Here is a 12,133-nt window from a genome sequence, read left to right on the forward strand (position 1 = left end):
TACTATTTTATTCCATTTCACTCAGATTTTTCAAGCGTTGTAATGCATTCGGCCAAACCTCATTAAAGTAGTCGATGAAGTCGTTGTTCGTATCTACTTCTACTTTCAATTCCGTGTTTCCTTCAATAGGGGTAAAGAAATAATTTTCCAGTGCGCCGGCCCAATCCTCGACAGCGGGACCCGATAATATTTCTTGACCCTTATTCAAGATTCCCAAATGCCTGATCGATACAAATGCATTGGGAATATATTCTGCAATCTCAGCGATCATCCCTTCTTTCTCACCATGTTCATTGATTCCGATGAAATTAATTTTTTGACCCTGCTCCCAAATACCTTCGAAATCAGAGCTTGGATTGAATGCGCTTGTCCACTGTTTATAGGTTTCTTTATCGAGCATTGTTTTAAAAACACGTGAGACAGGAGCATTAATCTTAATTTGATAAGTCAGTTTCTTCATTTTCTATTTTTTAGGAAAGTTTGGATCTGCTTTTATTTCCGCGATCTGTTTGGTATGACGTGCACAGTGTCCGGCACTAAACATCAAAGCTTGGAAACCATCAATGGGACCAGTCGGAGAATCGCTGACATGATTCCTGAGATCTTCTACATCAGCCTTTTTAATATAATCAAGCACGGGTTGGCGAGCTGCATTGAAATCAGTGAGTGCAGTTCTTACATTTTTATAAATCCCTTCTGGCTGAAGTTCCTTAGGCGCTTGATATTTTTGGCTCCGGTCAGTGAGGGCATTCTTGAGATTTTCATCTGTCAATTTGATTTCATTCCTTCTTTCAGGTTGGGGATCTTGATTTAGGCCCTTCTTCGCCATGTCAAATGTCATCCGTTCCGAGCGGATAATATGCTCAAGACATTGGCTGATAGACCATTTGTCGGATGCAGGTTTAAACTGAAGTTGGGCTTCGCTTAGTCCAGCAACTTGTCTTTCAAGTTCTGCACTTGTCTGGTTAAAGTATTGCAGTAGCGAGTCGGTTCCGACGTACTCATCTTTTAAAGTCTGTCTTTCTTGTAAAAAAGCAACGCTTTGATGGTTCTGAATGACGAATGAGGGGAGTTCAGCTCGTGAGGGCGCTGAGAAAGCAGTTGCTACACTGGCAATTGCTATCACGTTCATAATTAGATTCATAAGTTAATACATTTTAAGATTAAAAATAAATGTCACTACTTCTTTACAATTATAATGCATTTTTGTTTTTTATAACTTGCCATAGGATAAGAAAAAGCCATTATGAAGACATTTCTATCCAGAACAATGATTTGTCGGTCGTAGTGGTACAAGTTAGTGTGAAAAGGAACTATCCGATAATAAGTGTTTGTTGTACATTTATAAATAAAAAGCTTATCTTTAGCATAATAACAGACCTACAATTTAATAAATCTATGTTTAATAATATTTATAGGCACCTTTTTAGACGATCAACAGTGAAGCGGTGCATTTTATTGTGTGTGGTGTCATTAACCAGCACAGTTGCTTTAGCACAACAGACATCGGTATCTAGTCCGGATGGTGCTTTGACCGTTAAACTGAATCTCAAAAATGGCAATCTCTTTTATGAAGTTGAATTGGGTGGAAAGACTATGTTGGAAGCTTCACCGCTTGGACTCCAAAGCAGTACGATTAATTTAATTGATAGTCTGCGTCCAATAGCGGAAAAGAGGTCAGAAATCTCCAGTAATTATAACGAATTAAAAATAAAGCGTAGTCAGGTCACGTATCAGGCAAATGAGCTGCTTTACCGCTTAGAGAATCCTTCAAAGCAGCAGATAGAGGTCACTTTTAGAGTAAGCAATAACAATATTGCGTTCAGATACTATGTGCCTCAGATGGGGGAGCCGGCCAACTTTGCCTTGATAAAAGAAGAGAGTGGATTTAAATTTCCGATATTTACAACGACATTTTTGACAGCTCAGGCTCCTCCGATGATCGGTTGGATGAAGACAAAACCAAGTTATGAAGAGGAGTATGAAGCAGATCAGCATCTGGGACTTCCTTCAAAATATGGTGTGGGCTTCACTTTCCCAGCACTCTTTCATGTCGGAGATCGCGGATGGGTACTTGTCTCAGAAACTGGCGTATCAAGTGCGTATTGTGGATCTAAATTAAGTGAGGGAACGAAGGATGGCCTTTACAAGATAGCTTTTCCAGAAGATGGGGAAAATAATGGGATTGGACGGGCGGCTCCCACGATTTCATTACCTGGTTATACACCTTGGCGAACACTAACTGTTGGAAGTAATTTAAAACCTATTGTCGAAACCACCATTCCCTTCGATGTCGTCGAACCTCAGTATAAGCCTTCGAAGCAATACGAATTCGGACGGGCGACATGGAGCTGGTTGGAATGGCAAGATGGTAGTATTAATTTTGAAGACCAAAAGAAGTTTATAGACCTTTCATCTGCAATGGGTTACGAATTTGTTTTAATAGACAACTGGTGGGATACAAAGATTGGTCAGGCCAAAATTAAACAACTGGTTGCTTATGGAAAAGAACGCGGAGTCGGTATTTGCTTGTGGTACAACTCAAATGGATATTGGAACGATGCGCCACAAACACCTAAAAATAAAATGAATACATCCATCGCGCGTAAGGCGGAGATGCAATGGATGCAGCAAGTGGGGATTAAAGGCATTAAAGTCGACTTTTTTGGGGGTGATAAACAGGAAACACTTAAGCTATACGAGGATATTCTTTCGGATGCTAATGATTATGGATTAACCGTTATATTTCACGGATGTACTTTACCTAGAGGGTGGGAGCGAATGTACCCGAATTTTGCGGGTAGCGAAGCTGTATTGGCTTCTGAAAACTTAATTTTCACACAGCATGCAAATGATATGGAAGCTTTTAATGCGACATTGCACCCTTTTATCCGCAACTCGGTTGCCGCCATGGACTTTGGTCCGGTTTTGTTAAACAAACGCCATAACCGCGAAAATAATGGTGGTACTATCCGCAAGACAACGGAAACTTTCCAAATAGCAACCGCTGTTTTATTTCAAAATCCGGTTCAAAATTTTGGTTTGACACCGAATAACTTACAGGATATGCCAATCCATGTAATTGATTTTATGAAGCAGGTTCCAACACTCTGGGATGAGACAACTTTTATCGATGGTTATCCAGGTAAATATGTTGTACTTGCCCGCAGGAAGGCGGATACGTGGTATGTAGCTGCTATCAACGCAGCGGGTAAGGAAAAAACTATTTCGGTAACATTACCTATGTTTAGCACAGATACGGTACAGCTGATCGAAGACAATACAGCGCGTGCATCTGAACAAAAACAAATCCGACTTTCTAAGGCTAAAACAATAAAATTGACATTACAGCCTGAAGGTGCTGCTGTTTTAATAGGGAAATAGCCACAAGCACGTCTCTGGTAATTAAAGGAAGCTTTGAGGAAGCTTCCTTTAATCAGGCAGAAGGGTTCGGACTTCTAAGATCTTGTGACTTGTTGAAGCCGTCCCGGCCTTAATTTTCAGTTCTATTTTCGTCTTATCTATAGCATCTTGAGGAAGAGGTATTCGTATTGTCTTAATAATTGTCTTCTCATCCTTGTCTTCCAATGTACTTATGGTTTTACCATTGATCATAACTTCAGTTACCCGAGGCGAGCTATCTGCCAGCAATTTGATTGCTACCAGTTTAGTCTCGGGTGTTATTTTCATCGTATAACTAAACCAGTTTTTTGTATCTCGCCATCGCGTATCGCCGAATGCTCCCGCATTGCTACCTTCCTCGCGAAAAAAGTGATCTGATTCTGGTTGCTGTTCACCAGCCACTACTTTATCGACCGTTTTAGCATTAAGGGCCAAACTTTCTATCTCGTCTCTACTCATTTTATCCTGTAATTCCTGTAATTCTTTCGCTGTAGCTTGAGGCCAATAGATCATATAACGAGAATCATGAATACCAAAAAAAGGTTCGAGTTCCATTTGAAGACTTTCTTTTCCGATATAGAGATCCGAGAGTGTAAAATGCAAAGGTTTGGATGCTATAGGTTTTATAAGAGCTGGAATATTATTAGGCTCAGCCTTAAGGATTGGAAGATCACGTAAAGGGATTTGTTTTCCTGATGCGATGTGTCCCATTCGGCTATCATCTGCCTGCAGTCCGGTGAGGTTTTCCTGTCCTGTGCGAGCTCCCAAAACAATAGGTCCATATAAAATACTGTAATAGTTACTCTTATCGGGTAATTGTTCAGTATGTATCTCCATAGGCAGTTCTACGCTAACAATATCACCTTTTCGCCATGTTCGTTTGATTTCGATATGCTCATTCGTCAACTGGAAATTTTCGTAGCGCTTACCATTGACAGACACCTTTGGATTAGTGTTTAACCAGCCCGGTTTACGAATAAACAGGCTGAATGAAGTCGGCTTTTTGGGATTGATTCGTATGTTTGTGTTTGCTTCTGTTGGAAATTTTGTTTCTTGAATAACTTCCATATTTTGCTCCTTCCATTCTAGGCGTGAAGGAATGTAGAGATTGACATATAAATCATTGTTACGATGGGCATAGATCATTTCACCATATTTGGCGTGATTTTCCATACCTGACCCAACACAGCACCACATACTTGTCTGTGTCTGTGAATAAACGCGATAATGTCCCGGACGGATCTGTGTGAAATACACTAATCCACCATGTTCTGGGTGTTGTGTCGATAGAATATGATTGTAAAGAGCGCGTTCATAAAAGTCGAGATATTTGCCCTGCGGATCAGTTTGGTATAGCATTTTTGTGAGGCGTAACATATTGTATGTATTACAGGTTTCGGGGCCCTCGATGCTGTGGATCATCTTTGAAAAATCATCTGTCGGATTAAAATGTTCACTCACACTATTTCCACCAATGGAAATGGAGCGCTGTTCAACAACGTTGTCCCAAAAATACCTAACGGCTTCCGCCCATTTTTCGTCATGGGAAAGGTCAGCTATACGTTTGAAACCCAGAACCTTTGGAATCTGTGTATTCGCATGAAGTCCTGTTAAATGGTCTTCACGCTGCAAAAGAGGATCGAGAATGGATTTATGGCTGAATTTGCGGGCAAGTTCGAGATAAGCGCTATTTTGGGTAATAGCAGCGACATCTGCGAAGGTTTCATTTAGGCCGCCGTGTTCACTCCTTAGCATATCCTGTATTTGGGCTTCTGAAAGCTGACTAACCAGCTTAAGTGCCCAATCGGTCATTTTAATAAGCATCCTTTTAGCAGATTCATTTCCGGTCAAAACATAGGCATCCCGTAGACCCGCATAGGTTTTGTGTATATTGTATAGCGGCACCCATTTCCCATTCAGGTTGAAGCTACCAGCATTGATCTTGCCTTGTTGAACTTCCGCCCAAATAACTTGACCACCAGGTACACCACCAATATACCCATTTCCGTTTGCATCCTGACATCGTTTCAAGTTGTCGAGCATATAATTAAGGCGTTCCTTGATACGACGATCTCCTGTAGAAGCATACATATATGCTAGAGCGGATAAATAGTGCCCGCCAATATGTCCATCTAATCCCGTATTTTCCCAATTGGTATAAGATTCTTTTTTGAGTGGTAAACTGGCTTCACGCAAAAAGGGAGCTAGTAGTCGATCTGGATCCATTTCCAATAAATAATTGATGTCCAGATCTTCTGCATGTTTAAAAAAGCCAGGCAATAACCTTACCTCCCTTAAATCAAAATAATTTAATCGGGGTGTTGTTTGGGCGTAAAGCGCCAAACTAAATAAACTTGCAAGAACGATGTGGAAAAATTTGTTTTTTAAAATCATATCGAATGAAATTATCGTGTGTTTTTAACAAGATCTGATGAGCTTGTCTGGTTAGCAATTATTTAAGAGGAACGGTAAATCAAAGATATTAAATGTGTTACTTATTTTAAATGTTTTTTTTACATTTATACTCCTTTGTTCTAAAATAGGAGATAATTTTTGCGAATAAGGTGATATTGATGAGGCGTAATTTCGAAGCTGAATGGAGTGTGGGTGTTTTAACTTTGTGTAAGACCATATGAAAAATAAAGTTGATCCGTTAGTTTTTTAGCTATACTTGTATATGAATAAAGTTAAAAGTATTGTAGTTTTTTGTGCTTCCAGTTTAGGTAATTCGGCAATTTATGAAGTACAGGCTGCCCATGTTGGTCAGGTTTTGGCTAAATCTGGTATTCGTTTAGTTTATGGTGGTGGACGGGTTGGCTTAATGGGTGCTGTTGCGAACGGAGCTCTCGCTCAGGGAGGTGAGGTAATCGGAGTTATTCCTGACTTTTTAAATTCGAAGGAAAGAGAGCATACGGGAGTAACAAAACTGATTACTGTAGATACCATGCACGACCGTAAACGGATTATGAATGATTATGCGGAAGGGGTTATTGCTCTGCCAGGAGGTTTTGGTACGTTAGAAGAGCTTTTTGAAATGATAACATGGGGGCAGTTGGGTTTACATAAAAAGCCCGTTGGTTTGTTAAATATTAATGGATTTTATAATCATTTAATTCAATTTGTGGATCACATGGTAGAAGAGGGGCTTGTTAAATCGGAAAATAGAGCGATGCTATTGGTTGCTGATACGATTGAGGAGCTGATTGAAAAGATGCAACAGTATGAGGCACCAATGGTTCCTAAGTGGATTGAGAGAGATGAAGTTTAGACAACAATCGTTATTAAAATAGATCGTTTTTTTCAATAGCCTATTAGAAAAAAGCAGATTAGATTAAATCATTTGGTAATTATATGCTGAACAGCTCCTTGTAAATAATTGTTGGGGCGCATCGATTCTATTCTTGATAAAATGCCCGATCATTTGATTCGGGCATTTTTAGTTCAAAGACCTTAAAACCAATCTTTAAAACTCGTATAAAGGCGCTTTGCTTAATCCAGCACAGTAAGTATGCTGTTGTGTTCCCACATTCAGAACGGGCGTTCTTTACGTATAAAACATCCGAAAAATGTGGCCTAAATGAATTTTGTTTCAGATAGCCCTATAGAAATTATGACCAGATTAAAGAGCTTTAATGCCCATTAATAAGTTGAATAGCTATTAATTCAGATCATTTTTTTATAAATGGCAAGTTTTGAACAACATTTTCAACGAAATGAACAACAATTGATCGACCGATTGGGTGTATCTTTGTTATGGCTAGATGTTAGAGTCGTTTGGTCAGCAAAAATACAGCGCTGATCTTCGATTCGGGGGAATCCCCTATATTTTAACCGGCTTTGGGATTCCCCTAATTTACTCGTGAAAAGGAGATATTCTTCTCCCTACACAAAAGGCCCGATCGTATGATCGGGCCTCTTTTAATTTGTATGGCAATATATTTACAAGTGATTTGCCCGTGCAGTGATTTCTGCTATATCTAACACTTCAATCGCTGATTCTTTTTCTTTGATCTTTACGCCATCTTTTAACATAGTCATACAGAAAGGACATGCTGCAGCAAGAACATCAGGCTGCGCATCAATGACTTCTTCAATGCGTTCTATATTAATGTCTTTTACCCCTGGTTCTGGTTCTTTAAACATCTGACCGCCTCCTGCTCCACAACAGAGCCCGTTGCTCTTACAGCGCTTTAGTTCAATCAACTGGGCATCCAGGCTTTCCAATACCTTTCTTGGTGCTTCATACACTTCATTTGCACGGCCAAGGTAGCACGGGTCATGGTAGGTTATTTTTTTTCCTTTGAATACATTGTTGTCAGCTGGTTTCAATTTTCCTTCATCGATCAGACTTTGGATCAATTGTGTATGGTGAATGACCTCATAGTTTCCACCTAGCGACGGATATTCATTCTTCAATGTATTGAAACAGTGGGGACAGGCAGTAACTATTTTCTTAATTTCATAACCATTTAGTACTTCGATGTTCATCATGGCCTGCATTTGAAATAGAAATTCGTTTCCACTTCTTTTAGCCGGATCTCCGGTACACGTTTCTTCTGTACCTAAGATGGCATATTTTAAACCAACATGTGCTAATATTTTGCAGATATCGCGTGTAATTTTTTGTGCACGTTCATCAAAACTGCTAGCACAGCCAACCCAAAATAGTATATCTGGAGTTTCTCCTTTAGCCAACAGTTCTGCTACTGTCGGAACTTTTAATTCATTGTCCATCATAAAACTATTTTTGTTGAGTCCAATTAGCGCGGTCCAGTTGTGCATATTTCCATGGTGCGCCGTTGTTCTCAATATTTCCAAACATATTATTAATACTCGAAGGAGCTTGTGATTCTTCCATAATAGCAAAGCGACGAAGTTCAATAATAATTTCAAGGGGATTAATATTGACGGGGCACTGTTCTACACAAGCATTGCAGCTCGTACAGGCCCATAATTCTTCTCGGCTGATATACGTATCAATTAAAGATTTCCCGTCATCTTGAAAGCTCCCGTTTGTTTTGATATTGGTGCCTACTTCACTTAGTCGATCCCGTGTGTCCATCATTATTTTTCGTGGCGATAGCAGCTTTCCTGTCATATTTGCGGGGCAAGAAGATGTACAACGCCCACATTCAGTACAGGTATACGCATCCAATAAATTCTTCCAGGTCAAATCCTGTACATCTTTGGCCCCAAAACGTGCATTTGCATCTGTGGAAGGCGGAGTGAAACTAGGATCAAGCATGGCTTTTACCTCATTGGTGACAGCAGGCATATTAGATAGCTTACCTTTGGCATTTAGATTCGAAAAATAAGTGTTTGGAAAAGCCAGAATAATATGAAGATGTTTAGAATAGGGTAGGTAATTCAAGAAGGCAAGTACGCCAAGAATATGAAACCACCAGCAAAACCGTTCTATTAAAAATAATATATCTGTCGAAGCTGGAAGGTAGGGAAGGAGATAATGGCTTATTGGAAATGAACCTACAGAGGTAAAATGTGCATAGCCATACAGCTGCAATTTAAGATCGGAAGCGTTCATGAGTAAAAAAGCCGACATTAAAAGAATCTCTGTGATTAAAATAATATTTGCATCCGTCTTGGGCCAATTTTTCAATTCCAGGCTATTTAAACGAGCTACTTTAGCGCTATTTCTCCTGATTAAGAAAATGACACAGGATAGCAGCACGCCGAGTGCGAGCCATTCAAATGCTCCGATTAAAAAATTATAAAAGCTTCCTAAAAATGAAAAGATCCGATGTGTGCCGAATAACCCGTCTATGATAATTTCCAACATTTCAATGTTGATGATAACAAAGCCGAGGTATACGAATAAATGCAAGACTGCAGGAAAAATTCGCTTGAACATTTTTTTTTGTCCAAAGGCGACAAGGAGCATCATCTTCCAACGCTCTGCAGGTTTATCCGAACGATCCGCTGGGCGGCCCAGCTTGATGTTCCGATAAATCTGTTGTGCATTTTTGCTAAAAAGGAATAATGCTACAGCGAAACAAACTGCAAATATTAGTTGACCTATCATATGTTTGAATCTTGGTTATAAACAAATATACTATATTATTTTGTTATGCTAACATAGTAAAAATAAATCAAAAATGGATATATAGCAATATTTTATTGAAATTTTAAATGAGGATTATGGGTGCTAATGAAAAACGTCCAAAAATGATTATTCTCTTTGGACGTTTTCTTTATTTATAGCCGATTAGTCTATAGCTGGACATCAGCGAAGGTCTGCTCTAAAATTTTGCGCACGGTTTTTTCAATCCGTTGTTTCCCTGCTTCGGTATTGATATCGATACCAAAAAAAGCACTGCCTGTCGATTTCGCTTGTAGGCTCATATAGTTAATGGAACTCAACAGAATAGCAAATGTTGCCCGGAGGTCGTTTTCCGAATTTTCAAACTTAGAGTCTATGTGTTTAAACAATTCTTCACCAAGCATTTCTCTTCTTTCGGCAATGTTTTTTAACGCTTTGGTCTTTTCGCCTAATCCCCAATGAATGACTTTTTGTTTCGTTTTATCCTTTAAAAAGGTGTTAAACTGAGATTTAAGTAATTCTTCTAGCGAGGAGATAGTGATGGAGCGCGGATTCGAGATCATTTGCTCTAAGACTCCCTTATCTCCGATTTGCCAAAAGTCTTTTTGTGCCATGTAAGCTTCCACGAGTTGATCAAGACCACCAAAATAATTCCATATTAGTGCTTTGTTCAGCCCACATTCCAAAGCAATATTAGGCCCGTTCAATGCGTGATATCCTTTTTTCTGAATTACCTTTCCGACAGCTGCAATCATTCGAGCCTTGGTGCGTTCCTTGTCACGAATAGGACCGGAAGTCACCTTTCTTTCTTTTTTAGGATTATCCTCAATTACTTTCTTTTTCATGCGAATAAAATCAAATTAACGAAGAAGCATTCTTGGGCACCTCTTATTCGTCTGTTAAAGAACAAATTTGGGACCACGAAGTTTTCATTAGGGTAGATATGTTTGTTTTTCTGGAACAATATCCAAAATTTAGCTGGTAAATGCAAGAAAATCAAGTATGAGATTTTTAGTTTATCATATTCTTTAGGCTCAAGGGAAAGCTATGTTGGAGGAATTGTACGATCTATTACAATAAAATTGGGTTTGATTTATTGAAATGGAGTTTACATAAAAAAAAGGATCATCCATACTGATGATCCTTTTTTTATGTATCAAGTTATATACTAACTTATTTTCTTGCTGGAGCAGCAGCAGGAGCTGCCGTTGCTGAAATACCTAATTTAGTCTTTACAGCAGCAGTTAAATCTTCTCCACCTTGGAAGTAAGGTATATTTGTACTTGAAATATCAAATACATAAGCCATACCTTTTTCTTTAGAAACAGCATTTACAGCTTCGCCAACTTTTCTATGGATTGGAGCAATTAATTCTTCTTCTTTTTTATTTAGGTCTTCTTGAGCAGCTTGTTGAGCTGTCTGAATACGAGCTTGAATATCTTGCAATTCTTGACCTATTTTGTTGATTTCTGGATCAACTGTTTCTTTATTTGCTTCACTTCTGTTACGCAATTTATCGTTTGCATCTTTTTGTTTTGTTTGATAGATGGTAACCATATCTTGAATTTCTTTGGTTTTACCATCACTCAATGTTTTCAATTGCCCTTCAGCCGCTTTAAATTCAGATGTAGATTGAATAATTTCTGCAAAGTTGATATGACCAATCTTTTGTTGCGCATTTGCAAATTGAGTTGAGAAAAATACTGCCACTAAAGCAACCGCACCCTTTAATAAATTTTTCATGCTTTTCATTTTAATCTAATGAGCCATCACTATGGCAATCTTTTAGTTTTTTAATTAATTACTATTAATATTATTTGTGTTCACAATGATAATAAACTCCAGCTTAGTTTGCAAGACTAGGATTAGGTTTATACCCTAATTTTGTAATGACATCATTACTTTTATTCAATTTTGGATTAGCATAAAGAAAAGTTGACTCATTACCTTTATCCATAATAAAATCTACACCCTGTGCAGTAGCGACTTCTTGGATAGCTTTTGCTACACGATCTTGAATAGGCTTCATTAATTGTGCCCTTCTTTTAAAGAGGTCGCCTTCAAATCCAAACTTTTGTTTTTGATAGTCTTTTACTTCTTTTTCTCTTGTTACGATTTCATCCTCACGGCGGCGGCGCATGTCTTCATTAAGTAAAACTTGATCTTTTTGATACGCCTGATAGAGCTTTTCGATTTCCGCATACTTCTGATCAACTTCTTCTTGCCATTGTTTAGACAGATCATCCAGCTGCTTTTGCGCGGTTGTATATTCAGGAATATGTTTTAAGATATATTCTGAATCAGCATATGCAATTTGTTGGGCAAATGTCGCTGTAGCACTAACGACTACAAAAGCTATAACTAACAATAATTTTTTCATATTTCCTGTAAGTTTTTATAGACTATACGTTTAATTGTTTAACACTAATTTACCTTATGACTTTTGATAATTCCAAAAGTTTAATTCGATAAAATCGTTCTACGTAAATTTAACGCTCAAAAATAAGAAAAAAGAAGCAATCTAATAGATATTTGTCAGGTTTAACACTATTTAACTTGTTGGCCAATCGACCGATCATTGTTCTCCCAATGTTGGCATGGTTTTCTTTTTAGTGCTAACGCAAGGCATGATTTTGAGGAAAACGTTTTAAAGCAAAAAAGCTATCTACAATT

The 12,133-nt window shown here is 38.4% G+C and carries 10 protein-coding genes; 2 read left to right on the forward strand and 8 right to left on the reverse strand.

Annotation, left to right across the window (positions count from 1 at the left end; all coding sequences use genetic code 11):
• Nucleotides 1–7: 7 nt before the first annotated feature.
• Nucleotides 8–460 (reverse strand): SRPBCC family protein, encoded by a 453-nt coding sequence (locus B2W36_RS11410; protein ID WP_293881730.1) that lies wholly within the window; start codon nucleotides 458–460, stop codon nucleotides 8–10.
• 3 nt (nucleotides 461–463) lie between these two features.
• Nucleotides 464–1,132 carry a DinB family protein gene (locus B2W36_RS11415; protein ID WP_293887821.1) on the reverse strand — a complete coding sequence of 223 codons (669 nt, stop codon included), beginning with the start codon at nucleotides 1,130–1,132 and terminating at the stop codon, nucleotides 464–466.
• A gap of 308 nt (nucleotides 1,133–1,440) precedes the next feature.
• On the opposite strand from B2W36_RS11415, the gene B2W36_RS11420 reads away from it, so the two are divergent.
• Nucleotides 1,441–3,384 carry a glycoside hydrolase family 97 protein gene (locus tag B2W36_RS11420; protein WP_293887822.1) on the forward strand — a complete coding sequence of 648 codons (1,944 nt, stop codon included), beginning with the start codon at nucleotides 1,441–1,443 and terminating at the stop codon, nucleotides 3,382–3,384.
• Nucleotides 3,385–3,432: 48 nt separating this feature from the next.
• On the opposite strand, the gene B2W36_RS11425 is transcribed toward B2W36_RS11420, so the two are convergent.
• Nucleotides 3,433–5,796, reverse strand: a complete 2,364-nt coding sequence (locus tag B2W36_RS11425) for a glycoside hydrolase family 127 protein (protein ID WP_293887823.1) — start codon at nucleotides 5,794–5,796, stop codon at nucleotides 3,433–3,435.
• Nucleotides 5,797–6,079: 283 nt separating this feature from the next.
• On the opposite strand from B2W36_RS11425, the gene B2W36_RS11430 reads away from it, so the two are divergent.
• Nucleotides 6,080–6,670, forward strand: coding sequence for a TIGR00730 family Rossman fold protein (locus B2W36_RS11430; RefSeq protein WP_293881738.1), 591 nt, complete (start codon nucleotides 6,080–6,082; stop codon nucleotides 6,668–6,670).
• Between the two features lie 671 nt (nucleotides 6,671–7,341).
• On the opposite strand, the gene B2W36_RS11435 is transcribed toward B2W36_RS11430, so the two are convergent.
• The 5 genes from B2W36_RS11435 to B2W36_RS11455 all read right to left on the reverse strand — a co-directional run bounded on the left by B2W36_RS11435 (nucleotide 7,342) and on the right by B2W36_RS11455 (nucleotide 11,840).
• The gene (locus B2W36_RS11435) at nucleotides 7,342–8,136 is read right to left on the reverse strand and encodes a (Fe-S)-binding protein (RefSeq protein ID WP_293887829.1); all 795 of its coding nucleotides are present in this window, start codon (nucleotides 8,134–8,136) and stop codon (nucleotides 7,342–7,344) included.
• 7 nt (nucleotides 8,137–8,143) lie between these two features.
• On the reverse strand, nucleotides 8,144–9,442 hold the full coding sequence (locus B2W36_RS11440) for a (Fe-S)-binding protein (protein ID WP_293887824.1): 1,299 nt from the start codon (nucleotides 9,440–9,442) through the stop codon (nucleotides 8,144–8,146).
• 188 nt (nucleotides 9,443–9,630) lie between these two features.
• Nucleotides 9,631–10,305, reverse strand: coding sequence for a TetR/AcrR family transcriptional regulator (locus B2W36_RS11445; protein WP_293881742.1), 675 nt, complete (start codon nucleotides 10,303–10,305; stop codon nucleotides 9,631–9,633).
• A 328-nt stretch (nucleotides 10,306–10,633) separates the two neighbouring features.
• A complete protein-coding gene (locus B2W36_RS11450) occupies nucleotides 10,634–11,203 on the reverse strand; it encodes an OmpH family outer membrane protein (RefSeq protein WP_209576020.1) in 570 nt (189 codons plus the stop codon).
• 103 nt (nucleotides 11,204–11,306) lie between these two features.
• Nucleotides 11,307–11,840, reverse strand: coding sequence for an OmpH family outer membrane protein (locus B2W36_RS11455; protein ID WP_209576018.1), 534 nt, complete (start codon nucleotides 11,838–11,840; stop codon nucleotides 11,307–11,309).
• Between the last annotated feature and the right edge of the window lie 293 nt (nucleotides 11,841–12,133).

This window comes from Sphingobacterium sp. UBA3549, assembly GCF_002376635.1.
Lineage (GTDB): Bacteria > Bacteroidota > Bacteroidia > Sphingobacteriales > Sphingobacteriaceae > Sphingobacterium.